The sequence below is a fragment of the Glutamicibacter sp. NPDC088483 genome, assembly GCF_044753145.1.
Lineage (GTDB): Bacteria > Actinomycetota > Actinomycetes > Actinomycetales > Micrococcaceae > Glutamicibacter.
Window position 1 is genome coordinate 111,037 of the sequence record NZ_JBIVMP010000004.1, and the last position, 23,645, is coordinate 134,681.

The window sequence follows — 23,645 nt, forward strand, 5'->3', positions numbered from 1 at the left end:
TAATCACCTGTTTGTTTGCTGAATGCGAGGTCAGCAAGCGTTTTACGTACCAGTAGGCGAATCCGGAAGAGGGATTTCGAGCCCTCGGAACCGCATATAAGATCAAAGCGACTAATGAAACATGAGTGTGCAAGGCGGAGCTTAGGCACAGAACATTTAGGCTGGAGGGTATGCACGAGCCAAACCAGTCACAGCCCACGCGTGGCCCCCTGCGGATTACCGTGCCATCACGCGCTGACGGGTTCCTTCGACAGTTCACCGCAATGATCGGTGGCCGCCTGGGACGACACAGCGATCCAGGCCGAGTCGATCCAGGATTCTTCAGCGTGGAACGAGTCATTATCCTGATGACCACCGTGGGCGCCTTGCTGATGCTCCTTGCCAAGAACCCCTGCCGGGTCAACGGGTGGACTGGCAACAACCCGTACGCCTATGCGTGCTACAGCGACTGGGTTCCGCTGTTCTCCGCCCGCGGCTTCGCCGAGAACCCCTGGGCGCCATTCAGCGCGACCGCCCAGTTCGAGTACCCGGTACTGATGAGCACGGTGGCCTCGGCCGTTGCCTCGATCATCCCCACGGGGATCGAAAACCGTTCGCTGCTGTACTTCGACATCAACCTGCTGCTCGTTGCGATCCTGTGGATGGTCACCGTGATCGCCACCCTGCGGATGACCGGGCGCCGCCCGTGGGATGCCGCAATGGTGGCTATTGCCCCGGGCATCATCCTGGCCGGCAGCATCAACTGGGACATGTGGGCTGTGGCCTTGCTGGCCCTGGGCATGCTGGCATTCGCACGAAAGCACACCGTCCTTGCCGGGGTGCTGATCGGCTTAGGTGCCGCGATGAAGATCTATCCGTTCTTCATCCTCGGCGCGGTGCTGGTATTGGCCATTCGCACCGGCAGGCTCAAGACCTTCTGGGTGACTGGCGGAACCGCCGCGGCGACATGGGCACTGGTGAACCTTCCCTATGCGCTGGCGTTCCCCGACTCGTTCATGCACTTCTTCAACTTCTCTTCTGAACGCGGGGCAGGCTTCTCCAGCTTCTGGCACGCATGGAATGTCATCGCCGATAACAGGGGAGGGGTCCCGCTCTTTGAAGCCGAACAGATTTCCCGTTACGGCCTGGTCCTCTTCTTCCTGTGCTGCGTGGGCGTCGCAGTGCTGGGCTTGACTGCTAAACGCACCCCGCGCCTGGCCTCCATGGCCTTCTTGATCATTGCTTCCTTTGTCATGGTCAATAAGGTGTATTCACCACAGTTCATCGTCTGGCTGATTCCGCTGTTCGCCCTCGCCTTGCCGCGCTGGCGCGAATTCGTTGTCTGGATGCTCGTGGAAATCGCGCACTTTTACGCTGTTTGGTTCTACCTTGATTCCCTCTCTGCGGAAGAAGCGCAGAAGGCCTTCCCTGAGACCGGTTATGCGGTGCTGGTGCTGGCGCATATGGTGATGCTGGGATACCTGATGTTCTTGGTGGCACGTTCAATTCTTGATCCACGCCACGACCCGATTCGTGCCGTGGGCCAGGATGATCCTTTGGCCGGCCCATTCGCCGGACTGGAGGACCGCTGGACCCTGCGCGGACTGCTGCCTCAATCCAAGAAAACGAATGAAGTGGCGGGAAATAAATCATGAGCGATGTTGCCGTTGTCGGTGCGGGACCCAATGGGCTAGCAGCCGCAGCAGTTGCTGCCCGTGCTGGATTAAGCGTCACGGTATATGAAGCCAACGACACCATCGGCGGGGCCGCCAGAACGCAGCCGCTGAATGGTTCTGCAGCGAAATTCGATTTGGGCAGCGCAGTGCATCCGATGGCCATGCAATCCCAAGCCATGCATGAACTGGGCGTCCACGACAAGGTGGAGTTCATCGTCCCCGAGCTGTCCTTCGCCCATGTGCTGGATCGCCGGACCGCCTACGCGTTCAAGGACCTGGAACGCACCGGGCAGGAACTTGGAGGCGCGGACGGCGAGATGTACACCCGGCTCCTGGGACCGCTGGTCAAGCAGATTGACGGGGTCAGCCAGACACTGCTCAATCCTCTGTTGAGGGTTCCCTCGAACCCCGCAGCGTTGGCGACCTTTGCCGTGAGCACGGTGGCGGGCATGGCCGTCAAGGAACTCTTTTCTGGAAAGTTTGAACGCGCCGCCGCGCTCTACGCAGGCTGTTCCGCCCACGTTGCGGGAGGCTCTCGCGGACCGGCCAATGCCGGGGCAGGACTGTTCCTTGCAGCAACAGCGCACGGCAAGGGATGGGCCATCCCGCGTGGAGGTTCCCAAGCCATCAGCGACGCCTTGGCCGAAGAAGCGATGGCTCATGGAGCAAAAATTCTTACCGGCACCCGCGTCAACCATGTTGATGAGCTTTCTGCGCAGAGCATCCTCTTCGATACCTCCGCCGAAAACGCGGCCAAGCTTTCAACAGGACACCTGCCTGAACGGCTCTCGCACGCGTTGAGCAGTATCCGGCGCTCGCCGGGAAGCTGCCTGGTGCACTACGTCCTTTCGGCACCGGTTCCATGGCGCGATGAGACTCTGGGCAAGGCCGGCACCGTGCACCTGGGCGGCACCGCGGCGCAGGTCGGGAAGGCCGAACGCGCCGCAGTGCGCGGGGGAGCGGCGAAGCCGTTCATGATTGTTGCCCAGCCCTCGCAATTTGATGATTCGCGGGCACCGCAGGGCCAGCACGTCATCTGGGCCTACTGCCACGTGCCACTGGATTCTCCGGTAGACATGAGCCGGGAACTGAAGGAAATGATTGAACAGGCAGCTCCTGGTTTCAGCGAGACAATCATTGAATCCCATATTGTCACCGCCCAGGACTTGGAAGTGCAGAACTCGGCACTGGTCGGTGGCGATCTTTCCGGGGGAACCATGGACCTGCTGGGCAGCATCAAGCGGCCTCGGATCTCGACCGACCCGTGGTACCTGCAGTCCAAAGGACTGTACTTGGTATCCTCGGCTGCGCCTCCGGGGCCGTCGGTGCACGGCATGGGCGGATTCCTCGGAGCGCAATCGATGCTCAAGCGGGAATACGGAATCGCAAATTGGAAATCGGTGAACTGAGAGGCAATGGAATCTGTGCTCGCGCAGCTCGTTGGCTGGGTTTTCCTGGCAGCACTCTGGTGGTTGTTTATCCGGCAATACCGCAAGGACCCACGCCGCTTGGGTCTGGCTGCACTTCTCTTGCCGCTGGTGTTCTTCACCATTTCGGCGGTCGTCGACCTATTGACCAGTGTGATCCCCGGGTTTGGGTTCCTCTTCTCCATAGTGCTGGTGCTGACCCCCCTGATGGTCATTGTCTTCGGTGCCGCGCTGATCTACAACGGGATCCTGATGTGCCGGCGCGAAGGAGCCAAACCTGCGAATCTGCTGTCGTTGGCAGCCGGGCTATCCGTCTTTGTCCTGCCAGTCATTGCGGTGCTGCTGATTCGCATCGAATCCTGGTGGACCTATTCGCTGGCTTTCGTCCTGTTCATGGCCTCCGTCTTCACGGCGAGCTTGTTCGCCATGCTGCTGCTGTACGCATGGGTGCACGCCAGATACCCATCCAAGGGCGAAGCCGCCGCCGTGGTGGTCCTTGGCGCCCGCACAATCAATGGCAAGGTCACCCCGTTGCTGCGTGGCCGCTTGGACAAGGGCATAGACCTGCATCAACTGCAGCCATCTCCTCGCCCCTTCATGGTTCCGACCGGGGGACAGGGCCATGATGAGGAAGAACCAGAGGGCGTAAGCATGGCCCGCTACCTGCGTGAGCAGGGCATTGCCGATGAACAGATTCTGGTTGAAGACCGGGCCAGGGACACCTTTGAGAACCTGGAGTTCTCCGACGCCTTGGTCCGTGCCCAGCGTCCGGATGGCCAGCTGTGGTTGGTCACCAGCGACTATCATGCGCTGCGTGCAGCGATGGCGTCACGCAAGCTCGGCCTGGATGCCCGTGCCTTCGGCGGGAAAACGGCGGCCTACTACCGTCCGAGTGCCTTCCTCAGGGAATGCGTTGCGATCGTGCGGGATCAAAAGAAGCTGATGATCTTGCTGGCCCTGCCCTTCGCATTAGCCGTCGCAGGGATGATGTTCGTGCTCACGACGACCTTCTAACTTCCTTGGCACCCTGGGCCCATGCACCATCTGGTGCATGGGCCCAGTTTTCGCTTCCCTGCCATCACCCTTTTGGTTGAGCCATAAATCAGCACTGGGGGCGGTGAGAGCTGGGCTCGAATTCCCTAGGCTGGAAATATGATCCAGGCAGAGCAGTTGACGAAGAAATACGGTGGAAAAACCGTGGTCGATAATGCGTCGTTCACGGTCCAAGAAGGCATGGTGACTGGGTTCCTCGGTCCGAATGGTGCCGGCAAGTCCACCACCATGCGCATGATCGTGGGACTGGCCAAACCTACCAGCGGTGAAGTGCTGGTCAACGGGCACGATTTCAAGAAATCACGTCACCCGCTGACCGAAGTCGGCACCCTGCTGGAAGCTAAGTCGGTGCACAAATCCCTGACTCCGCTGGCGCATTTGCGTGCCATGGCGGCTACCGCGGGGATCCCGAAGTCCCGAGTGCACGAAGTGCTGGATCTGACTGGCTTGTCTAGCGTGCAGCGCAAGAAGGTCGGCGGCTTTTCGCTGGGCATGGGGCAGCGGCTGGGCATTGCCACGGCCCTGCTTGGAGATCCGCAGGTGCTGATCCTCGATGAGCCGGTCAACGGCCTGGATCCCGAAGGCGTGGCTTGGGTCCGCAACCTGGCCCGCCAGCAGGCGGCCGATGGCAAAACCGTTTTCATCTCGTCCCACCTGATGAGTGAAATGGCCCAGACGGCGGATCACCTGATCGTGATTGGCCGTGGCCGCATCATGGCCGATGCGCCGATCACTGAATTCATCGACAACGGTCTTGACCAGACCATTGTGCGTTCAGCCGACATTGAGATCTTGATGAATGCGTTGAACGGCGAAGGTATTCAGCTACGCCGGATTGATGGGCATGGCCTGGAAGTTACCGGCCCCGATTCAGAAACCATTGGCCGCCGTGCCTTGGAATACGGGGTGGTGCTCAGCGAATTGCGTCCGCTGCAACGCACCTTGGAAGACGCCTACATGGAATTGACCCGCGATGCCGTCGAATACCACTCGAACACAGTTGCCGAGACTGGCGGCGGGAAGTAAGGACATGTCTAACCATCTAGCAACCGCACCGCATGGCAAGGTCACCCTCTTCGGCGTGCTGCGCAGTGAATCCATCCGTTTCTTCTCCCTGAACTCCACCCGCATCCTGGTTCTCTTGGCCATCGTGTTCTATGTGGGCATTGCAGCCGTGGCCACGTGGGGCATTGGTTCGCTCAGTGCCAGCATGGGCGACACGGATCAGATGCCGGGCATGGAAGGCCTATCGGCCCCGGGATTCGCCGCTGAGCTCATCGGCTCGGGCCTGGTCTTCAGCCAGCTGATCCTTGGCGTGCTTGGTGTCCTGCTCTTCAGCGGTGAATTCACCACCGGCTCAGCGGTAAGCACGTTCCTGGCCAGCCCGCGGCGACTGCGAGTCCTGGCCGCCAAGGGCATCTTGATCATCCTGCTCACTGCCGTCGTCCAGATCGTCAGCTCGCTCTTGGCCTTCGCGATCAGCAAGCCGATTGCCGAGAACTACCAGATGAACTTGGAATTCAGCAGCGATGCCTTCCAACGGGTGCTCTGGTACGGAACGCTGGCGGTGACCATGGCGGCGTTGATCGGTTTGGCGTTGGGGATGCTGCTGCGCAACTCGGCCGGCGGCATCACCAGCCTCGCTGCCCTGTTCTTCGTGCTGCCGATCATCCTTTCCATCCTGACCGCCTTGACCGACTGGGCGCAGAATATCGCGAAGTTCACCCCTGACCAGTTGGGCATGGGGTTGGCGACGCCCGCAAGTGTTGTCACCGATTTGGAGACCTGGCAGCAACTGCTGGGCGTGGCGGGTTGGGTGGTGCTTCCACTGGTATTGGGTGCAATCCTGCTGACCAAGCGGGACATCAAGTAGCGCAGGGATTGATCGAGAAAACTAGACTGGAAACATGAGCCAACCGACGCTGCAGGAAACTGTGGTTTCCTTCGATGAACTGGCCGCCAAGCGCATGGGCCGGATACGCCGTTATTTGCGTACCCACCCACGTTTGGTGGTCATCGGTGCGGTAGTCATCTATCTGCTGCTCACACTGCCCGGTGTCCTGGTCATGGCAGCGATGCCAGAAGCCAACGCCACCGGTCTGCTGGTCGTCACCCTCGCCGTCAGCGCTGCCTTGTTGTACCGGCGCCGGGCGCCGATGACGGTGATCATCCTGGTGTTCATTTTCGAATGCCTGGCCCTGGTGATTGCTGGTCCGCAAGGTGGACTGGGCGGGGTAGGCATGATTATCGCCCTGTACACGGTCGCCACCAGCTATTCGGCCAAACGCACCATCCCGCTGGCCATCTTGGCCGGCAGCTTCCAGACGGTCCTGATGGTGCTGATGGGCTTCCCCGACATGGCCGGAATGGAATTCGACCCGCAAGATGGAATCGACGAAACCATCTTCACGCGCGTCATCATCGCCGTCTCGGGCAGCTTCGTCATCGGTTTCTACATTGCCGCAGCCGCGGTGGGCATGAATGTGCGCAACGCGCGCATCCACGAAGCTGAACTGAATCACTGGGCCTCGCAGGTCTCCGGACTGGCCCAGGTGCAAGAGCGCAACCGCATCGCCCGCGAAATGCACGACGTTGTCGCCCATTCGCTTTCGGTGATGATTGCCCTGTCAGAGGGGGCACGAGTGGTGGCCAAGCGCGATCAGGTCCGTGCCGACGAAGTGCTCAATGAGCTCTCTGGAACCGGTCGCGCCGCCCTGGCGGATATGCGCCGCATGCTGGGCGTGCTTCGCCAAGAAGAATCCGGAGAGCTGGCCCCGCAGCCTACCGGCGGGAACGTGGAGCAATTGCTCGAAGGATTCCGTACCGCAGGTCTGCCGGTCTCATTTACCCATACGGGCGATCCGTTGCCGGAGGACACCACCTTCCAGCTGACCGTCTTCCGTATCATTCAAGAGTCCCTGACTAATTCCTTGCGCTATGCCCGTAACGTAAGTGATGTGCAGGTTCGCCTGGAACGGCGCCGCGAAGAACTGCGCATGGAAATCATGGACAACGGAGATGCAACGAGAGTTCCGAGTATCGGCAGCGGACGCGGGCTGCGCGGCATGCGCGAACGAGCCGCGCTTTTTGGCGGAACGGTTGATGCCGGACCGGTAGCCAGTGGCGGATGGATTGTGAAAGCAGTCCTCAAGCTACCCGAATGCAGCTTGCAGAACGAAAACCAGAAGGCAGTGAAGGAATAAGCGTGGAAGACAAAATCAAGGTACTGCTGGTCGATGACCAGCCCCTCTTACGCATGGGATTCCGCCTCATCCTCGAAGGTGAAGACGACATCGTCATCGCCGGCGAAGCTGTCGATGGACTCGATGCCCTTGCCCAGACGGCCGCACTGAAACCCGATGTGGTCCTGATGGATGTGCGCATGCCCAAGATGGACGGCCTGGAAGCGACCGAACGCATCGCCAAGGACCATCCGGAAACCAAGATCATCATCCTGACGACCTTTGACCTGGACGAGTACGCCTTCTCAGGGCTGCAGGCAGGAGCCAGTGCGTTCCTGCTCAAGGACGTGGCCCCGGAAGAACTGGTCCAAGCGGTGCGCCTGGTAGCTTCCGGCGACGCTGTGGTGGCACCCCGGGTGACTGCCCGCCTGCTGGAAACCTATGTGCGCAACGCTGGCGCCGGGAATCGGAACCAGCCGGCCGAAACTCCGCATGACCCGCTGCTCGATGATCTCACCCCGCGTGAGCAGGAAGTGCTGCGTGCGCTTTCCGAGGGACTATCCAACGCCGAGATTGCACACCGTTTCTTCCTTTCCGAAGCGACGGTGAAAACCCACGTGCGGCGCATCCTGACCAAATTGCATCTGCGCGACCGTGTTCAAGCGGTGGTGTACGCCTATGAGACCGGGCTGGTCATTCCATCCCAAGGCCTGGACTACTAGGCTTCGCTGAGGCAGCAAAATGGCCGCCGGTTGAAACCCCATGGGGTTCCGCCCGGCGGCCATGGAGCTTTCTAGCGCTTATTGGCCTTGCGCTGCTTCTTCGCCGTAGAGCGCAGCTGTATCACGCGGGCCACCCCGGCGATCGCGACCACTAGGGCGCCACCAATAGCGGCAAAGAACAATGCCAGCCCGAGGTTGACCTGTCCCTGATACGCGAAGTAGTTCAGGGTCACCTGCTCCTGGTTCTGGGCAATGAAGATGATCAGCAGGATCAGCACGAGCAAGCCGAAGATCGTAGCGGTCCAGATACGACCCAACTTGGTCGCTGGGAGCTTATCTGCACCGGCAGGTTTGGCCCGTTGGACCTTGGAATCCATCGGTACGGTGGTCTCCACTTCGACCTCGCGTGATTCTGCTGGAATGTTCTCTTGCTCTGGTGTTCGATCAGCCGTAGCCATGATGAACTCGCTTTCCTTGTCTCCGGGACTGCTTTCAGCTTCGTCGAGAGCGAGGTGCCAAGTCAAGACCCGGATAGGGGTGTCTGCCAGGTTGCCAGGGCGGAGGCAGGCCCAGCAGGACATCAGCAAATGTGGTTCAGGCTACTAAGCTGGGAGGCAACTCGACTTTTCAGGCGGGAACCAAAACCTGAAGAACCGTCTGACAAACATCTCTTGACAGAAAGAAGTGAGTAACCAGCCATGGCACAAGCCGCAGCAATGGCCCACATTGCAGATCTGGCCGAATACGTCGCAACCTCGCCATCGAGCTACCACGCCGCGGCCTCGGCCGCGCAGCGCTTGGACACTGTTGGATTCACCGGTCTGGACGAAAAGCAGGCTTGGAACCTGGTCCCGGGTTCCTACTACGTGGTCCGCGACGGTGCGATCATCGCTTGGGTGCAGCCAGAAGCTGCCACTGCGACCAGCGGATTCCATATCCTCGGCGCCCACACCGACTCGCCGGGCTTCAAGCTCAAGCCGAAGCCAACCACCGGTTCCAACGGCTGGTGGCAGGCAGGGGTCGAAGTCTACGGCGGACCGCTGCTGAACTCCTGGCTGGACCGCGAACTGGTGCTCGCCGGCCGATTGGTGCTCAAGGACGGTTCCGAGCACCTGGCGAAGACCGAACCAATCCTGCGCATCCCGCAACTGGCGATCCATCTGGACCGCCAGGTCAATGAGGGCCTGACCCTGGACAAGCAGACCCACACCAATCCAATCTTTGGCGCCGGCGATCTGGCGGATGCCGACATCCTGGCGATCCTGGCGAAGTCTGCAGGTGTCGACCCGGCCCAGGTAGCCGGCTACGACATCCTGACAGCGCCCGCGCAGCGCGGCGAGGTCTTTGGCGAGGGCAAGAACTTCTTCGCCAGCGCCCGGCTGGATAACCTCACTTCGGTGCACGCAGGCCTGATTGCGCTGACGGGCCATTCCCGCAAGCCAGCAGGCAACCGCATTGCCATGCTTGCTGCCTTCGACCACGAAGAATTGGGTTCCTCCTCGCGCTCGGGCGCTTGCGGCCCATTCCTGGAAGAGCTGATCAACCGCATCCAGGCATCCATGGATGCCTCAGTTGAAGACACCGCTCGCGCCCTGTCGAATTCTGTATGCCTGTCAGCCGATGCTGGCCACGCGGTTCACCCGAACTACCCAGAGCGCCACGACCCAGCCAACCGTCCGCAGCTGAATGCCGGCCCGCTGCTGAAGATCAATGCGAACCAGCGTTATGCCACCGATGCGGTGGGTGCTGCCGCATTCGCCAACTGGTGCGCGTCGGCGGGAGTTCCCTACCAGGAGTTCGTGTCCAATAACCGCGTACCGTGCGGATCCACCATTGGACCATTGACCGCGACCCGACTGGGGATTCGCACCCTGGATGTGGGAGTCGCGCTGCTGTCCATGCACTCGGCCCGCGAGATGTGCGGCGTTGACGACCCTTGGTATCTGTCCAAGGTCTCTCGCGAGTTCTTCGGAGCCTAGCAAGTCCAACCTGAAAAGCCGCCTGCGGGCTGGCTTTTCGCCTCCCCGGGGGATCTTCGCCCGATACGGTTTACTGGTGGCATAATCGGCACCATGACGATCCTCAACCAGAACACGTTGATCTTCCAGCAGACGAAGAGCATCTCGAAGAACGACTTCGCGATCCTTGATTCGTCCGGGATGCAGATTGCCCACGTGGATACCGGCGGAAGCGCGCTGGGCCGCATGTTCGTCGGGGCTCGCGAACTGACCGTCTTTGACGGACCAGGCAATCCGGTTGTCATGGTCAAGGACACGATGACCATGGGCCGCGATCGTTTTGAAATCCTTGATGGCAACGCTGCCCCGCTGGCCAGCCTGGTCAAGAGGATCACTTTCTTCAAAACCAGGGTCTCCATCTCGATGCTGGGCGAAGAGCTCGAGTTACTGGGTAGCATCTGGGACTTCGACTTCCGGATCACCGGTCCCGGCGGAGTTCTGGGAACCGTGACCCGGGAATGGTCCGGGATGGGCAACGCCTTGCTGGGCAAGTCGACCTACGCCCTGCGCTTGGCGGAAAACCTCAACGCACAGCAACGCCAGGCAGTGATCGGCTCGGTGCTGGCACTGGATTTGATCCGTGAGAAGCAACAGCGCAAATCATAATGGAGCTGAGATAGTCGCGGCCAGGAATACTTCTTCATGGCAGGCCAGCGTAGGTTCAGGAATGCTGTCGCGTTGCAGTCGGGTAACTGTCACGTCGATGTCGTGGTGCTTTCGGGGCGCCATTGGCTAGCGTAAGTGGCATGAATGAATCACGGATTGCAGAGCTTCGCCGCGCCAGGGGCTGGACGCAAGAACGTCTAGCCGCCGAAAGCGGCATCACTGTCAGAACGGTCCAACGGCTCGAAGCCGGAAATGATGCGAGCTTGGAGACTATCTCACTGGTCGCCAAGGCCTTGGAGGTGCCGGTTGGAGACCTGTTCAAAAGCGTCCAGACTCCGAAGTTCTCCGAGGCCGTGGATGGGCTTGAAGCGCGGGCCCAAGCAGATCAAGATCGTCGGGATTCGGCAACCAAGGGGATCCTGGCCGTGTTCCGCGGGCTGGGCATCCTGGTCACCTTCGGCACGGTCATCTTGGCTACCACCGGCAACTTTGGGTGGTACATCTGGTTGCTGATCCCGGTGTACTGGGGCGTCGGGCAGCTGCTGCTTGAGGCTGCTTTCCGTCTAAGCCTGGATGCCAAACTCGACGCCAAATACCCGCTGTCCACGGCAAATCGGAAACTGCTGGGCTAGGTCCACGCTGCGAAGCGCAAACCCAGGGACCGCCCATGAGGTTCCCACGGGTCGTTAGACCGCCTGTTGCCCATTAATAACCTGCTGTTTACCCCCTGCTGGTCTGATCAATGACTATGAGTTCGAATTCCCTGCAGGTCAAGAATTTCCGCCCGGAGATCCAAGCGCTCCGCGCCTTGGCGGTTCTGCTGGTCGTTGCCTATCATCTTGAGCCATCCGCAGTTCCAGGCGGTTATATCGGGGTTGACATCTTCTTCGTCATCTCGGGCTTCCTGATTACCTCGCACCTGCTGCGTGAAGCCGAACGCACCGGCCGGGTCAGCCTCCCAGCCTTCTTTGCCGGCCGAGCGCGAAGAATCCTCCCGGCTGCCATGCTGGTGATCCTGGTAGTTGTCGTGGCAAGCCTGCTGATCTTTCCCAAAACCCAGTGGGGTGCCTTGGGCACCCAGGCCATCGCCTCTGCCTTCTCGGTGCAGAACTGGGTTCTCGCCGCCGACTCCGTCGACTACCTCGCTTCGGATCAAGCACCCGGGCCGTTGCAGCACTTCTGGTCCTTGGGCGTGGAGGAGCAGTTCTACCTTTTCTGGCCGTTGCTGGTTTTGGCCGTGTGCCTGTTGGCCAAACCGAATGCGGACGCTAGCAGTGGCGATGGATTCGCCCCGCGGCGCCGCATGCTCTGGATCATTTTCTCAGCCACCGCACTTTTGTCGCTGGGATACTCGGCCTATGCCGGTTACTCAGGCAATAGCGCCGGGTATTTCATCACCACCACCCGCATTTGGGAACTGGCCGTCGGCGGACTGCTGGCCTTGGCAGTCCAGGCGCACGCCAACGGCGCCTTGAAGCTTCCACCGTGGGCAACCAGCTGGCAGTTCAGAAATCTTGCCGTACTCGTGGCTTTGGCGGCGATCTGCTTCGCGGCATTCAGCTACAATGCCACAACAGTCTTCCCGGGGATTGCGGCGGCCCTCCCGGTTCTTGGCTGCGCCGTGGTGATTGCCGCGGGCAGTACGCGAGGACCTGGTTCCCTGCACCCGCTGGTGAACTGGGCTCCCGTTCAATGGGTCGGCCTCGCCTCGTATTCGCTGTATCTGTGGCACTGGCCGCTGATCGTATTCTTCATCGAACTGGCCGGGGGCAACCCGGACCCATTGCAGTCGCTGGCCTTGCTGGCCGGGTCCCTGCTCTTGGCTTGGGCCAGCTTGAAGTGGGTTGAAACTCCCATGCGCCACTTCCGCCCCATAGCCGGTTCTCCTGCCCGCTCCTTGATTGCAGGGGCGGCGATGGTCGGGCTGGCCGCGTCCATCGCGCTATTGCCAGGTGCCATGCAGCAGCATCTTGTGGGCCAGGAGCAGCGTGAGCTGGGCGCGATGATGCAAAACCCGCCAGTTGGTTTTGGCGCGGCCTCCGTGGGCCAGGGCGCACCTGCGTACCTTGCCGGCCATCGCCAGGTCGTCCCGCTTCCTGCGACGGCTGCCGAGGACCAGCCCGAACTGGGAGATTGCGTCCAGGAACCGAAGTCCACGCAGATCAAGGAATGCGAATTTGGCAGCGAGGACGCCAGCTACACCGTAGCCCTGGTAGGTGATTCCCATGCAGCCCATTGGTTCGAGGCCGTCAGCCGATACGCCCAAAGCAAGGGCTGGAAAGTGGTGACCTATCTGAAGAATTCCTGCCCGTTCTCCGAGGCCCAGCGCAAGGCGGATCGGGATGGCAGCATCAACTGCGAAGAAGCCATCGACCAGACCATGGAAGCTCTGGCTGCGCGCGATGACATCAACGCGGTGATCACCTCGAATTGGGGAGGAGCCACCTTTACCACTGACGCGGCACAGGGGCTGGCTTCGACGTGGTCGGCCCTTGAAGACGCGGGCCTGCCGGTCTATGCCATTGTGGACACCCCGCGGCCGCCACAGGATTCCTATGCGCGAGACTGCGTAGAAGAAAACGTGCAGGACCCGGATAAGTGCGCCTTCCCGGAAAAGGGAGCCTACGAAATGGGCGATGCCACTAAGCAGGCCGCCGAACTGGAGCCGCGCGTCGAAGTGCTCGACTTCAGCGATTACTTCTGCATGGATGGAACCTGCCCGGCAGTGGTGGGGAATGTCTTGGTCTACCGGGACAAGCACCACATCAGCGATACCTACATGCGTACCTTGGCCCCGATCTTTGGCGAAAGGATCGAGGCTGCCTTGGATTCCGAGTAGCCCAGCATGATTTAGGACACCAAGGCTTATGCAAGTTCGGGTCTCTCGGGTAGGATTGGAAGGTCTGTGCCACTGCATGCCCGAAAGTTGGGCGTCTGGTGCACAGATAACGCAAGAACCTCCTGTTGCGGAAATACCGCGACCGTTTAGCCCAAAGGAGGTGGGTTCACATGCGTGCTTATGAACTTATGGTCCTCATTGATCCAGAGGTCGATGACCGCACCGTAGAGCCAACCATCGAGAAGTACCTCGAGGTTGTCCGCTCCAACGGTGGCACTATCGAAAAGGTTGATGTCTGGGGTCGTCGCAAGATGTCCTACGAGATCAAGAAGAAGGCAGAAGCCACTTACGTAGTGGTGAACTACACCGCAGAGCCAGCAGCTTCGGCTGAGCTTGAGCGCCAGCTCAAGATCAACGAACTGATCCTGCGCCACAAGGTCACCCGTCCGGAAGAGGCACGCGTTTAATTACGCGCAACCTTCCGTCGTAGGAATTAACGTTCAATCTTTTTAAGGAGAGTCAATGGCAGGCGAGACTGTTATTACCGTTATCGGAAACCTGACTGCCGATCCGGAGCTGCGTTTTACGCCGTCCGGTTCAGCCGTAGCGAACTTTACGATCGCTTCGACTCCTCGCACCTTTGACCGCCAGTCCAATGAGTGGAAGGACGGGGAAGCCCTGTTCTTGCGCGCATCGGTGTGGCGCGAAGCTGCAGAGAACGTTGCTGAAACGCTGACCAAGGGCATGCGTGTCATCGCCCAGGGCCGGTTGCGTTCACGTTCTTACGACACCAAGGAAGGCGAACGTCGCACCGTCATGGAGCTTGAAGTCGATGAAATCGGCCCATCGCTCCGTTTCGCGTCCGCCAAGGTCACCCGTACCCAGCGCTCCGGCGGTGGCAACGGTGGCTTCGGCAACGGTGGTGGAGGCTTCTCCAACGCACCGCAGCAAAGTGCACCAGCTCAGGCGCCGCGTCAGCAGCAGCCTCAGCAGGGTGGCGGATGGAATGCTCCAGCCGCAGACCCATGGAGCACCGGCGGAAACAACGGTGGCGGCTGGGGCAACCCGGGCGCAGACGAACCGCCTTTCTAAACAATATTTATTCACCATCCCGCAGATCACTCTGCGGGCTCCAAAGCTAAGGAGCTCCACGATGGCTAAGGCTGAAATCCGTAAGCCCAAACCAAAGTCCAACCCATTGAAGGCCGCTGACATCACTGTCATCGACTACAAGGACACCGCACTGCTGCGCAAGTTCATCTCCGACCGCGGTAAGATCCGCGCTCGTCGTGTAACCGGCGTTTCCGTTCAGGAACAGCGCAAGATCGCACAGGCAATCAAGAACGCACGTGAAGTAGCCCTGTTGCCTTACTCCGGCGCTGGCCGCGGCTAAGGAAGAGGGATAGCAAAATGGCAAAGATCATTCTGACTCACGAAGTATCCGGTCTCGGTGCTGCTGGCGATATTGTCGAGGTAAAGAACGGCTACGCCCGTAACTACCTGCTGCCACGCGGCTTCGCAATCGTCTGGACCCAGGGCGGTGAGAAGCAGGTGGAGTCGATCAAGGCTGCACGTGCTGCTCGCGCCGTTGCAAACCTTGAGGATGCTCAGGCACTTGCAGCTAAGCTGAAGTCCCAGCCGGTGAAGATCACCATGAAGGCTGGCTCGAACGGTCGCCTGTTCGGCACCGTTAAGACCACCGAAATTGCTGCTGCCGTAGAGGCTGCCGGTCTGGGTAAGATCGACAAGCGCAACATCGAGGTCAACGACCAGATCAAGTCGACTGGCAACTACACCGCAACCGTTCGCGTTCACGCTGACGTTCTTGCAAACCTGCGCCTGCAGGTTGTAGCTGCTGCCAAGAAGTAAGTCTTCTAGACTCAGCTTCTGTTCAAGAGGTGGCGTGCACTCCGCAAGGAGAGCACGCCACCTCTTGGCGTTAACCCGGATTTCTTTGGGCCCCCGGGTCAACGAATAGCAAGTCCCACCTTCGAATAGGCTCAAAGCCAATTCAGAATCTTGAGTTCGTTCACGCTTTCGGCGCTTACCGGCTGGCGCGAGATCGCATCAGCGAACGAGAGAAATCTGTGATGATTCCTGCCACGATAAATCCGAATGCAGGTAACCAGGTGATCGCCCATCCGGAGAAAACCATTGTTTCGCGATCCCGTAGGAATATCGCCAGCAAAGGCCAAAGAAAACCTAAGGCCACGCCTACGAGAATGAAGGCAGAGTGGCTCTTTGGAGATGCTGTTGCGGGAAAGGACTCCGCATATTCTGCAGGAGATCCAAAGTTGGCTGTCGCGTCTTCGTAGCTGGTGGCTTCGGACTCGACCTCTCTGGCTATATCGCGGATGGTGGCCATATCCACGTTTCGTAGTGAAAGGCTGTAGCGCAGTTCGTCGATGTAGGTTTTGAGGTTACTTTCCATGGAAGGCTCCTAGTTGAACTGTTCTAACCAGTTTTTGACTGATTTCAGGGTCTGATGACCCTGCTTGGTGATTTCGAAGATTTTGCGTGCGGGTCCGCGAGCGGTGATTTGCCAGTCGGAGACGATGTCCCCGGACTCTTCCATGGTTCGAAGCAGTGGGTATAAAGTCCCGCTCTTGATGCCAGGCACTCCGAGCTCTTCGAGCTTAGCCAGCATGGAGTATCCGTGTTCGGGTTTTTCTGCCAGGAAGCTTAGAAGAACGACCGGAAGCATGGAACGCTTCACCTGTGGAAGTACTCTGCTCTGTGACATGACTTAAGTATGAATCCTACATAGGTGCATTTCTATCCTTCGTTCGGATGATCTTGGCTTAGCAGCATCCGGCGATTCAATTCCGAGCCGGAACTGGTCATGGTCACTTAGAAGTGGCTAACATTTCACCAGATCGTCTTGCGTCCAATGCGTCATAATCATTGGCTTGGCCAATTTGCAGCAATAGCCTCGAAGATGAGTACGTCCAAAGCCAGCACGATCGAGAGAAGCGGTGGAACAAATGGGTTTTGCGTATGCGGATCCTGAAGTATTGACCGAGGCGCAACGCGAAGCTGTGGCAGAGCATCAGCGCCGTGTGCAAAGCGAGTCCCGGCGCCTGTCGTTGCGTGCGCTGCGCGAAGAGGCAGAACTGAGCCAAGTAGAACTTGCCACCGTGCTGAAGCTGAGCGTGGACCGCATCGCCCGCATGGAGACCGGGGACCTTGATCGAGTCCAGCTGGCCACCCTGCGCCGCTACGCAGAAGCCATGGGCGCCCGCCTGCAAGTGAAAGCGATCCGCGAGGGCACGCACGCCGAACTTGGCTAGCGATCGAGCTCCCGGCGGTCGCTGCCAAGCTGCCATTCCTGACCGACCGGTCAGCGCAAATAGAGCGCACCTCATCGATAAATATGCCACCCATCGCTCAGGAGCGCACAGCGAGGCCTGAATCACTGTGCCGACCAGCTAAAGTATTCCGGTGAGACGCGGGTTATAGACCTGTGTCACAAGGAAGTTCTGAAGGGGTTATTTTGCACGAACGTATTCACCACCGGGCCTTTGCTGATCGCTTGATGAGCGCCGAGCAAGCTGCAGAGTTCATTAAGCCAGGCATGACTGTCGCCATGAGCGGCTTTACCGGTGCAGGATACCCGAAGGCCGTGCCCGGGGCACTGGCAGCGCAGATGGAGCGCCAGCACGCTGCGGGCAAGGACTTCAAGATCAACGTGCTTACCGGCGCTTCCACCGCCCCTGAGCTTGATGGCGTGCTGGCCAAGGCCGAAGGCATGAACCTGCGCCTGCCGTACATGTCCGACCCCGAGCTGCGCCGCCGCATCAACGAGGGCAACATGGAATACATGGACATCCACCTGTCCCATGTCGCCCAGCACGCCTGGTTCGGCTTCTACGGAAAGATCGACTTGGCCATCGTCGAAGTTGTCGGCGTCACCGCCGAGGGCGACTTGATCCCTTCCAGCTCGGTGGGCAACAACAAGACCTGGCTGGAGATGGCCGACAAGATCATCATCGAGGTCAATTCCCAGCAGTCTGCGGCCATGGAGGGCATGCACGATGTCTACTACGGCACCGCACTGCCTCCGCACCGCAAGCCGATCGACCTGAGAACCGTGCGTGACCGCATCGGCCAGCAGTACATGGACGTCGACGTCAACAAGATCGTCGCCGTCGTGGAAACCGACGCGCCAGACCGCCTGAGCCCCTTCGCCCCGGTGGACGAGACCAGCGAGAAGATCGCCGATCACCTGCTGACCTTCCTGGATTCCGAGATCCGTGCCGGACGCCTGTCCGAGAAGCTGCTCCCGCTGCAGTCGGGCGTGGGCAATATCGCCAACGCAGTGCTCGCTGGCCTAGCCCGTGGCGGCTACAAGGGCCTGACCGCCTATACCGAGGTCATCCAGGACGGAATGCTGGAGCTGATCAAGGACGGCACCATCGAGTTCGCCTCCGCCACCAGCTTCTCGCTGTCTTCGGAGGGCATCGAGGAATTCAACCGCAACGTCGACCACTACCGCGAGCGCATCCTGCTGCGCGCCCAGGAGATCTCGAACCACCCGGAGATCATCCGCCGGCTGGGCTGCATTGCGCTGAACGGCATGATCGAAGCCGACATCTACGGCAACGTGAATTCCACCAACGTGCTGGGATCGCACGTGATGAACGGCATCGGCGGCTCGGGCGACTTCGCCCGCAACGGCTACCTGTCGGTGTTCATGTCCTCGTCGACCGCCAAGGGCGGCAAGATCTCGGGCATCGTTCCTTTTGCTTCGCATGTGGACCACACCGAGCACGACACCATGATCCTGATTACCGAACAGGGCCTGGCCGACCTGCGCGGCCACTCGCCAAAGCAGCGTGCGCAGCTGGTCATCGATAACTGCGCCCACCCGGAGTACCGCCCGATGCTGCAGGACTACTTCGACCGTGCGTGCAAGGACAGCTACGGCAAGCACACCCCGCATCTGCTAGGCGAGGCCCTGTCCTGGCACCAGCGCTTCCAGGAGACCGGAGACATGCGCCCGGCCAGCTAGTCGCCGGCCAGGCGGGGATCGATGCGCAGGATGCGGTCATCGCCCGCCCCTGGCTGGCCGCGCCCGTCGGTATTGTTGGTCAGCACCAGCAGTGCGCCGTCAGGATCCACTAGCACGTCGCGTAGCCGGCCGAGCCGGCCATCGAGCAGTTCATGCTCGGTGGCCGGCTCGTCCAGTTCCACCGCGCGCAGCACTTCTCCGCGCAGATTCGCTAGGTAGAGGGTGCCATCGAGGATCGCGATGCCGCTGGTGCTGGCCTCGGACGGGGACCACTGCGCAATCGGATCGGTGTACGACGGATTTCCGCCGCTTTTTCCCTCGGCTTCGGGCCAGCCGTAGTTTCCCCCGGCTTCGATGATGTTCAGCTCGTCGAAGGTGTTCTGTCCGAACTCGCTGGCGTACATGGTGCCATCAGCACTCCACGCCAGGCCCTGCACATTGCGGTGCCCATAGCTGTAGACGAGGGAATTCTCGAACGGGTTGTCGTCCGGGACGCTGCCGTCAGGTGCCATGCGCAGGATCTTCCCGCCCAGCTGCTGCAGGTCCTGGGCTTGCTGGGGATTGCCCGCATCGCCCACGGAGGCATAGAGCATCTCGTCCTGACCGATGGCCAACCGCCCGCCGTTGTGGATGCTGGCCGAGGGCAACCCGTCAATCAAGGTGCGCGGGGCCGACAGTGAAAGATTCCCGGCGCTGCGTTGCAACGTGAACCGCTGGATGCGGTTGCCGGATTCCGCGGTGGAATACGCATAGAGCCGGTCCGGTGCGAGGAAGGCCAGGCCCAGCAATCCGCCTTCTCCCGTCGCTACGAGATCGTCGATCCGAGCCACTTCGCGGCCTGGTCCGGATCCTGGAATCTCCACGATCCGCCCAGAATCACGTTCGCTGACCAGCAGGCTGTCTTGGGCGTAAACCATGGACCATGGGGCGTCCAAGCCGGTGGCCAGGGGAGTTGGAACAGTTTGCGATTCGGTAGCTGGAGCTGAAGGCGGGGTTGGCGCGGAGCATCCGGCGAGGAACTCTGCGCCGAGCACTAGGCAGGTACCCAGAATGCGCTTCATCGAGCTGCTATGCATGGGCTGGTTGATGGCGCGTCGGGCGATAAGTCAGTTCCTGGATCCGTCCGTCCAGCAGCTTGGACTCGACAAGTTCCAGATCGTAGTCATCGACCCCGCCAAGTACCGGGGCAGAACCGCTATGCCCGGTCAGTACCGGGAAGATGGTCACCTGGATGAAGTCCACAAGACCTGCCGCCAGCAGGGAATGGTTCATCGCTAAGCAGCCGTGGGAGCGCAGCGGCACATCTGAAGTTTCCTTGAGCTGTGCGACGACTTCCAGTGCATCAGCTCGCTCCAGCGTGGGGTTTGGCCAGGACAGCGGCTCTTCCAGGGTGGTGGAGATGACGGTGGCGGGCTTGTCGTGCAGGGCCACACCCCACGCGTCCTCAACCTCGGGATTCGCCTCGATTTCTGCCCAGAAGCGGCTGAAGAGACGGAAGGTGTTGGCTCCGAAAACCATGCGGCAAGCCGGAGTGTAGAGCGCGAGGCGGTGGGCTAACAGCTCTGGCCCCTGTTTTCCCCAGTAGCCGCCCCAATCGCCGGCGGCGCTGCCGAAGCCATCGAGGCTGCTGAACACATCGAAGGTATAGGTCGCACTCATGGCGAATCTCCTGGAGCTTGAGCGTTAGATGCCACCTACCGTACGCCCGTGCTCGCGGTGTGAAAACCAGCTAGGCCGGATTCTCAGGCAAATCCATATTCTGGATATGCAACTGGCCGCTTCGTCCTTCTGAGGATGCGGTGTTTCACGTGCTCGGTATGGTGCCTCTCGCAGGACTCGCAAGTTCGCTTAGAGTGCATCTAGGGTCCCTGCTCCGAGTTGTCTTGACACATACCAAGATACTTGGAATCCGAAAATACCGAGGAGACCTCTATGGTCCTTGAACAAGGGTGACTCCGAGCGCTAATAGTTGCACGGCCAGTACGCCAAGAGCTACGGATATGAGCCCCCATCCATAGCTTTTCTTCGCTGTGGCGATAATGCCACCAGCTAAGCCAAATGCGCTAGGTAGGAAAAACATTCACAACGGCTTTGCCTCCCCTGAGCCGTTCCAATCAACTAGGGCCAGGGCCGATGCAAGCGCCAGTCCCATCATCACCCAAGTCCATAGGGGACATTTGCCGATGAGTTTCTTGGAGGAGACGTTCATTTGCGCAACTTCTTTCTTTGCTTGAGAGGACTACTTCAGTGGATTGCAGAAACATTATGTGAAGTAGAAGCTCACTGAACTGGACCGCCAACAGCCCAAGGGTATCCCTGCCGCTGCCTTCACTATTTGCAAACCCAGCGCACTAGTAGCTGGTTTGGCACATGGAGTCTTGGCTTGCGCTGAGCTGAATTGATTTAACAACTTGCCCATTTCCAGAGCATGAGAATCCGTGCCGTCGGCACGGGCCTTCTTCATGTCGAAGTAGACCTGCCCATGTCGAGTTGCCGTGCAAGCCACGTAGTCGAATCCCATCCGGCATGAGGGTCTTATTTCTCAGGCAAATCCACATTCTGGGTGCGCAACTGGCCGCGGGATAGCTGCTTGCCGGTGGATTCATCGGTGATGATGACCTCCCAGAGCTGCTGGGTGCGCCCTTGGAATAGCGCGGTGGCGATCACCTGGACCCGTGCTCCGGTGGAAGGGCGCAGGAAGTCGGTGGCGTTGTGCACGCCGACTGCGAATTGCCCGCGTTCGGCCACCGCGTAGCTGGCGCCCACCGATCCTGCGCTCTCGATGATCGAGGTGTACACGCCGCCATGGACTACGCCCCAGGGGGTGTGGTGGTTCTCGTCCAACTGCGCGTGGCCGCGTACTTCAGTGGCTGTGATTTCATCGAATTCCAGTCCGATGCTTTCGCTGAAACGGCTGGACTTGTTGGGAATCCGTGGTGCTGAGATATCCAATTGGTGATCCTCGGGCTAGTTCGGTGTGCTGGCTTCTAGCGCCTGGGCGCGCAGGACATTCTTCTGCACCTTACCAGTGGAGGTGCGCGGCAGATCCTGCGGGAAGACGATGGTGCGCGGCACCTTGAAACCGGCCAGCTTTTCGCGGGCGAATTCAATCAGCGTTTGCGCGTCCAGGGAGGATCCGCTGGCGCGGATGACATATGCCACCGGACGCTCGCCCCATTTCTCGTCCGCTATGCCGATGACGGCCAGGTCCAGCACCTCGGGGTGCGAGGCCAGCGCCTGCTCCACCTCGATGGTGGAGATGTTCTCGCCGCCGGAAATGATGATGTCCTTGGCCCGGTCGCGCACCTGGATGTAGCCATCCGGGTGCATGACACCCAGATCGCCGGTGTGGAACCAGCCGCCATGGAAAGCTTGGGTAGTGGCCGCTTCATCGCGATAGTAGCCGATCATGACGTTATTGCCGCGCAGCACGATTTCGCCCATGGTCTGTCCATCCGCCGGGACATCGTTCATGTTCTCGTCAACAATGCGTGCGGACTCGGCGGTAATCATGCCAACGCCTTGGCGGGCGAGCTTCGCGGCCCGGTCCGGGCCATCGAGGGCATCCCACTCATCCTGGTACTCGCACACCGTGTACGGTCCGTATACCTCGGTGAGGCCATATACATGGACTACCTCGATGCCCAGCTTCTGCAGCTTGGAGATGATTGCCGGGGACGGGGGAGCTCCTGCGGTGGTGATGCGCAGTGGCGCATCGAGCTGGTGGGCGCGGGTGGAGTCGGCGATGATGGAGCAGACGGTCGGAGCGCCGCACAAGTGGGTGGTTCCAAGATTCTCGATGGCATCCCAAACGGAATCTTCGCGCACGCCGCGCAGGCACAGGTGGGTTCCTCCCGCCGCGGTGACGGCCCATGGAGTGCACCAGCCGTTGCAGTGGAACATCGGCAGGGTCCACAAGTAGCGGGTCTTGGCGGTGAAGCCCTGGTGGTGCGCTTCGCCCAACGAGTTCAGGTAGCTGCCGCGGTGCGAGTAGAGCACACCCTTCGGCTTGCCGGTGGTGCCCGACGTGTAATTGAGAGTGATCGGAGCCCGCTCATCGGCGATGGCGTAGGGAAGTCTTTCATCCGAGGCTTGTGCGATTAGCTCGTCCAAGGTGGCGTCCACGGGCACGTCCGGACGTTCTCCGGCGTACTGGTCATCGGTGATCTCGATGAGCGCCTCCAGCGTTGGGTTCTCGCGGCGCAGGGTCTTCGTGTTCTCCAACAGCTCTGTGTCGGCAAGCATCAGCTTGGCAGCAGAATGATCAATGATGTATTGCAGCTCGTGGGCCGAAAGTCGGGTGTTCAGGGCAACGAGGACTGCGCCTGACAGCGGTACGGCGTAATGCGCCATGAGCATTTCGGGAGTATTCGGTGCCAGCACGGCCACGCGGTCGCCCGGCTCAATGCGAGCCTTCAGCGCCTGGGCAAAGCGGTGCACCCGTGCTTCGAAATCTTCATAGGAGAAGCTGCGAGTTCCATGGATGACGGCGGTCTTCTTCGGATAGGCCTCGGCTGTGCGTTCCAAGAAACGCAGTGGGGTCAATTCTGAATGGTTTGCCTGAATCTCTACCATGGTGTGGCTATTCCTCAATCGTCATCGATGGTTACGGAGAACAATAAGCAGGAGTGTGACTCAATGCACTCCATGACCAATAGTGGCATGAACCTCAGCGTCATGCCGGGAAACCAAGTTTCATTACGGTGGGCGGTAGGGAATTCGCGCCAGGGCACCGAGCCCAGGGGAGGCGTTAGTGTTCTGCCGAATCAAGAGCGGCGGAAGCCTGCTGCGATCATGGGGCCGAGGCGTTCAAGAAGCGCGGCGTATGGCGAATAAAAGACTGCCCAAGGACTTCTGGCGGGGCCTTGGATCGAATATTGCGTCGAATATTGCGATTTGCGAAGTGAAATGTTTGACGGCTGTTCGTCATGAGCCATATCGTTTTAAACAGAATCAAGAGCATCAGCTATAAGCCCTGGCTTGCTGATCGGCAACCCTCTCAACGGTAGTGGGGTGCTCCAGGTGAGGATTCGGTTCCACACAAAATGTGCTGGAACAAGTACCGCACACGGCGCGGAACTTCAGCCCAAGCGGCTTCGAGTAACGAGAAGCCAATGCTTGCAGGCTACTGC

Annotated in this window: 24 protein-coding genes and 1 riboswitch; of the genes, 17 read left to right on the forward strand and 7 right to left on the reverse strand. The window is 59.9% G+C overall.

The window, feature by feature from the left end:
• Positions 1–170: 170 nt before the first annotated feature.
• From ACIP6G_RS09645 to ACIP6G_RS09675, 7 genes are all read left to right on the forward strand, one after another.
• The gene (locus ACIP6G_RS09645; protein WP_133833771.1) at positions 171–1,634 is read left to right on the forward strand and encodes a glycosyltransferase family 87 protein; all 1,464 of its coding nucleotides are present in this window, start codon (positions 171–173) and stop codon (positions 1,632–1,634) included.
• Complete coding sequence (locus ACIP6G_RS09650) at positions 1,631–3,064, forward strand: phytoene desaturase family protein (protein ID WP_400289724.1); 1,434 nt, start codon at positions 1,631–1,633, stop codon at positions 3,062–3,064. The genes ACIP6G_RS09645 and ACIP6G_RS09650 overlap by 4 nt, the downstream gene beginning before the upstream one ends.
• 6 nt (positions 3,065–3,070) lie before the next feature.
• Complete coding sequence (locus ACIP6G_RS09655) at positions 3,071–4,096, forward strand: YdcF family protein (protein ID WP_359189206.1); 1,026 nt, start codon at positions 3,071–3,073, stop codon at positions 4,094–4,096.
• A 138-nt stretch (positions 4,097–4,234) separates the two neighbouring features.
• Positions 4,235–5,161, forward strand: coding sequence for an ABC transporter ATP-binding protein (locus tag ACIP6G_RS09660; RefSeq protein WP_400289727.1), 927 nt, complete (start codon positions 4,235–4,237; stop codon positions 5,159–5,161).
• Positions 5,162–5,165: 4 nt separating this feature from the next.
• Positions 5,166–6,008 carry an ABC transporter permease gene (locus tag ACIP6G_RS09665; RefSeq protein WP_133833775.1) on the forward strand — a complete coding sequence of 281 codons (843 nt, stop codon included), beginning with the start codon at positions 5,166–5,168 and terminating at the stop codon, positions 6,006–6,008.
• Positions 6,009–6,042: 34 nt separating this feature from the next.
• Positions 6,043–7,338, forward strand: coding sequence for a sensor histidine kinase (locus tag ACIP6G_RS09670; protein ID WP_105656595.1), 1,296 nt, complete (start codon positions 6,043–6,045; stop codon positions 7,336–7,338).
• Positions 7,296–8,039, forward strand: a complete 744-nt coding sequence (locus tag ACIP6G_RS09675; RefSeq protein ID WP_105656594.1) for a response regulator transcription factor — start codon at positions 7,296–7,298, stop codon at positions 8,037–8,039. The genes ACIP6G_RS09670 and ACIP6G_RS09675 overlap by 43 nt, the downstream gene beginning before the upstream one ends.
• A 71-nt stretch (positions 8,040–8,110) precedes the next feature.
• On the opposite strand, the gene ACIP6G_RS09680 is transcribed toward ACIP6G_RS09675, so the two are convergent.
• The gene (locus tag ACIP6G_RS09680; RefSeq protein ID WP_133833776.1) at positions 8,111–8,497 is read right to left on the reverse strand and encodes a lipopolysaccharide assembly LapA domain-containing protein; all 387 of its coding nucleotides are present in this window, start codon (positions 8,495–8,497) and stop codon (positions 8,111–8,113) included.
• Between the two features lie 240 nt (positions 8,498–8,737).
• Between ACIP6G_RS09680 and ACIP6G_RS09685 the strand changes: the two genes are divergently transcribed.
• The 8 genes from ACIP6G_RS09685 to rplI all read left to right on the forward strand — a co-directional run bounded on the left by ACIP6G_RS09685 (position 8,738) and on the right by rplI (position 15,371).
• On the forward strand, positions 8,738–10,018 hold the full coding sequence (locus ACIP6G_RS09685) for a M18 family aminopeptidase (RefSeq protein ID WP_400289730.1): 1,281 nt from the start codon (positions 8,738–8,740) through the stop codon (positions 10,016–10,018).
• Positions 10,019–10,111: 93 nt separating this feature from the next.
• Positions 10,112–10,663 (forward strand): LURP-one-related/scramblase family protein, encoded by a 552-nt coding sequence (locus ACIP6G_RS09690; protein WP_181149064.1) that lies wholly within the window; start codon positions 10,112–10,114, stop codon positions 10,661–10,663.
• Between the two features lie 140 nt (positions 10,664–10,803).
• A complete protein-coding gene (locus ACIP6G_RS09695) occupies positions 10,804–11,295 on the forward strand; it encodes a helix-turn-helix domain-containing protein (protein ID WP_105662213.1) in 492 nt (163 codons plus the stop codon).
• A gap of 116 nt (positions 11,296–11,411) precedes the next feature.
• Complete coding sequence (locus ACIP6G_RS09700; RefSeq protein ID WP_400289732.1) at positions 11,412–13,502, forward strand: acyltransferase family protein; 2,091 nt, start codon at positions 11,412–11,414, stop codon at positions 13,500–13,502.
• A gap of 170 nt (positions 13,503–13,672) precedes the next feature.
• On the forward strand, positions 13,673–13,969 hold the full coding sequence (gene rpsF / locus ACIP6G_RS09705; RefSeq protein WP_060703203.1) for a 30S ribosomal protein S6: 297 nt from the start codon (positions 13,673–13,675) through the stop codon (positions 13,967–13,969).
• A 55-nt stretch (positions 13,970–14,024) separates the two neighbouring features.
• Entirely contained in the window at positions 14,025–14,594 is a 570-nt protein-coding gene (locus tag ACIP6G_RS09710; RefSeq protein ID WP_013350684.1) for a single-stranded DNA-binding protein, read from the forward strand.
• A gap of 61 nt (positions 14,595–14,655) precedes the next feature.
• A complete protein-coding gene (gene rpsR / locus ACIP6G_RS09715; protein WP_013350683.1) occupies positions 14,656–14,895 on the forward strand; it encodes a 30S ribosomal protein S18 in 240 nt (79 codons plus the stop codon).
• Between the two features lie 17 nt (positions 14,896–14,912).
• Entirely contained in the window at positions 14,913–15,371 is a 459-nt protein-coding gene (rplI, locus tag ACIP6G_RS09720) for a 50S ribosomal protein L9 (protein WP_105656588.1), read from the forward strand.
• Positions 15,372–15,546: 175 nt separating this feature from the next.
• Here rplI and ACIP6G_RS09725 read toward each other — a convergent pair whose 3' ends face one another.
• Together ACIP6G_RS09725 and ACIP6G_RS09730 are read right to left on the reverse strand one after the other, a co-directional pair.
• Positions 15,547–15,933, reverse strand: coding sequence for a hypothetical protein (locus ACIP6G_RS09725; RefSeq protein ID WP_400289734.1), 387 nt, complete (start codon positions 15,931–15,933; stop codon positions 15,547–15,549).
• A 9-nt stretch (positions 15,934–15,942) separates the two neighbouring features.
• On the reverse strand, positions 15,943–16,218 hold the full coding sequence (locus ACIP6G_RS09730) for a PadR family transcriptional regulator (RefSeq protein ID WP_400289735.1): 276 nt from the start codon (positions 16,216–16,218) through the stop codon (positions 15,943–15,945).
• Positions 16,219–16,486: 268 nt separating this feature from the next.
• Between ACIP6G_RS09730 and ACIP6G_RS09735 the strand changes: the two genes are divergently transcribed.
• Complete coding sequence (locus ACIP6G_RS09735; protein WP_105656585.1) at positions 16,487–16,792, forward strand: helix-turn-helix domain-containing protein; 306 nt, start codon at positions 16,487–16,489, stop codon at positions 16,790–16,792.
• Positions 16,793–16,995: 203 nt separating this feature from the next.
• Positions 16,996–18,513, forward strand: coding sequence for an acetyl-CoA hydrolase/transferase family protein (locus ACIP6G_RS09740; protein ID WP_400289737.1), 1,518 nt, complete (start codon positions 16,996–16,998; stop codon positions 18,511–18,513).
• On the opposite strand, the gene ACIP6G_RS09745 is transcribed toward ACIP6G_RS09740, so the two are convergent.
• The 4 genes from ACIP6G_RS09745 to ACIP6G_RS09760 all read right to left on the reverse strand — a co-directional run bounded on the left by ACIP6G_RS09745 (position 18,510) and on the right by ACIP6G_RS09760 (position 23,088).
• Entirely contained in the window at positions 18,510–19,574 is a 1,065-nt protein-coding gene (locus tag ACIP6G_RS09745) for a PQQ-dependent sugar dehydrogenase (protein WP_400289738.1), read from the reverse strand. The genes ACIP6G_RS09740 and ACIP6G_RS09745 overlap by 4 nt on opposite strands.
• 7 nt (positions 19,575–19,581) lie before the next feature.
• Positions 19,582–20,172, reverse strand: coding sequence for a dihydrofolate reductase family protein (locus ACIP6G_RS09750; RefSeq protein ID WP_400289740.1), 591 nt, complete (start codon positions 20,170–20,172; stop codon positions 19,582–19,584).
• Between the two features lie 876 nt (positions 20,173–21,048).
• Complete coding sequence (locus ACIP6G_RS09755) at positions 21,049–21,465, reverse strand: PaaI family thioesterase (protein WP_400289742.1); 417 nt, start codon at positions 21,463–21,465, stop codon at positions 21,049–21,051.
• A 15-nt stretch (positions 21,466–21,480) separates the two neighbouring features.
• Positions 21,481–23,088 (reverse strand): long-chain-fatty-acid--CoA ligase, encoded by a 1,608-nt coding sequence (locus ACIP6G_RS09760; RefSeq protein WP_400289743.1) that lies wholly within the window; start codon positions 23,086–23,088, stop codon positions 21,481–21,483.
• 376 nt (positions 23,089–23,464) lie between these two features.
• Positions 23,465–23,581: riboswitch (SAM riboswitch) on the forward strand.
• Positions 23,582–23,645 lie beyond the last annotated feature (64 nt).

What these genes read in the sequence shown, in the direction of transcription:
- ACIP6G_RS09690 (WP_181149064.1), top strand. Translation starts at nt 10,112, where the DNA reads ATGACGATCCTCAACCAGAACACGTTGATCTTCCAGCAGACGAAGAGC.
- rpsR (WP_013350683.1), top strand. Translation starts at nt 14,656, where the DNA reads ATGGCTAAGGCTGAAATCCGTAAGCCCAAACCAAAGTCCAACCCATTG.
- ACIP6G_RS09710 (WP_013350684.1), top strand. Translation starts at nt 14,025, where the DNA reads ATGGCAGGCGAGACTGTTATTACCGTTATCGGAAACCTGACTGCCGAT.
- ACIP6G_RS09700 (WP_400289732.1), top strand. Translation starts at nt 11,412, where the DNA reads ATGAGTTCGAATTCCCTGCAGGTCAAGAATTTCCGCCCGGAGATCCAA.
- ACIP6G_RS09670 (WP_105656595.1), top strand. Translation starts at nt 6,043, where the DNA reads ATGAGCCAACCGACGCTGCAGGAAACTGTGGTTTCCTTCGATGAACTG.
- ACIP6G_RS09675 (WP_105656594.1), top strand. Translation starts at nt 7,296, where the DNA reads ATGCAGCTTGCAGAACGAAAACCAGAAGGCAGTGAAGGAATAAGCGTG.
- ACIP6G_RS09650 (WP_400289724.1), top strand. Translation starts at nt 1,631, where the DNA reads ATGAGCGATGTTGCCGTTGTCGGTGCGGGACCCAATGGGCTAGCAGCC.
- ACIP6G_RS09680 (WP_133833776.1), bottom strand. Translation starts at nt 8,497, where the DNA reads ATGGCTACGGCTGATCGAACACCAGAGCAAGAGAACATTCCAGCAGAA.
- ACIP6G_RS09660 (WP_400289727.1), top strand. Translation starts at nt 4,235, where the DNA reads ATGATCCAGGCAGAGCAGTTGACGAAGAAATACGGTGGAAAAACCGTG.
- rplI (WP_105656588.1), top strand. Translation starts at nt 14,913, where the DNA reads ATGGCAAAGATCATTCTGACTCACGAAGTATCCGGTCTCGGTGCTGCT.
- rpsF (WP_060703203.1), top strand. Translation starts at nt 13,673, where the DNA reads ATGCGTGCTTATGAACTTATGGTCCTCATTGATCCAGAGGTCGATGAC.
- ACIP6G_RS09735 (WP_105656585.1), top strand. Translation starts at nt 16,487, where the DNA reads ATGGGTTTTGCGTATGCGGATCCTGAAGTATTGACCGAGGCGCAACGC.
- ACIP6G_RS09745 (WP_400289738.1), bottom strand. Translation starts at nt 19,574, where the DNA reads ATGAAGCGCATTCTGGGTACCTGCCTAGTGCTCGGCGCAGAGTTCCTC.
- ACIP6G_RS09645 (WP_133833771.1), top strand. Translation starts at nt 171, where the DNA reads ATGCACGAGCCAAACCAGTCACAGCCCACGCGTGGCCCCCTGCGGATT.
- ACIP6G_RS09760 (WP_400289743.1), bottom strand. Translation starts at nt 23,088, where the DNA reads ATGGTAGAGATTCAGGCAAACCATTCAGAATTGACCCCACTGCGTTTC.
- ACIP6G_RS09665 (WP_133833775.1), top strand. Translation starts at nt 5,166, where the DNA reads ATGTCTAACCATCTAGCAACCGCACCGCATGGCAAGGTCACCCTCTTC.
- ACIP6G_RS09725 (WP_400289734.1), bottom strand. Translation starts at nt 15,933, where the DNA reads ATGGAAAGTAACCTCAAAACCTACATCGACGAACTGCGCTACAGCCTT.
- ACIP6G_RS09750 (WP_400289740.1), bottom strand. Translation starts at nt 20,172, where the DNA reads ATGAGTGCGACCTATACCTTCGATGTGTTCAGCAGCCTCGATGGCTTC.
- ACIP6G_RS09695 (WP_105662213.1), top strand. Translation starts at nt 10,804, where the DNA reads ATGAATGAATCACGGATTGCAGAGCTTCGCCGCGCCAGGGGCTGGACG.
- ACIP6G_RS09685 (WP_400289730.1), top strand. Translation starts at nt 8,738, where the DNA reads ATGGCACAAGCCGCAGCAATGGCCCACATTGCAGATCTGGCCGAATAC.
- ACIP6G_RS09655 (WP_359189206.1), top strand. Translation starts at nt 3,071, where the DNA reads ATGGAATCTGTGCTCGCGCAGCTCGTTGGCTGGGTTTTCCTGGCAGCA.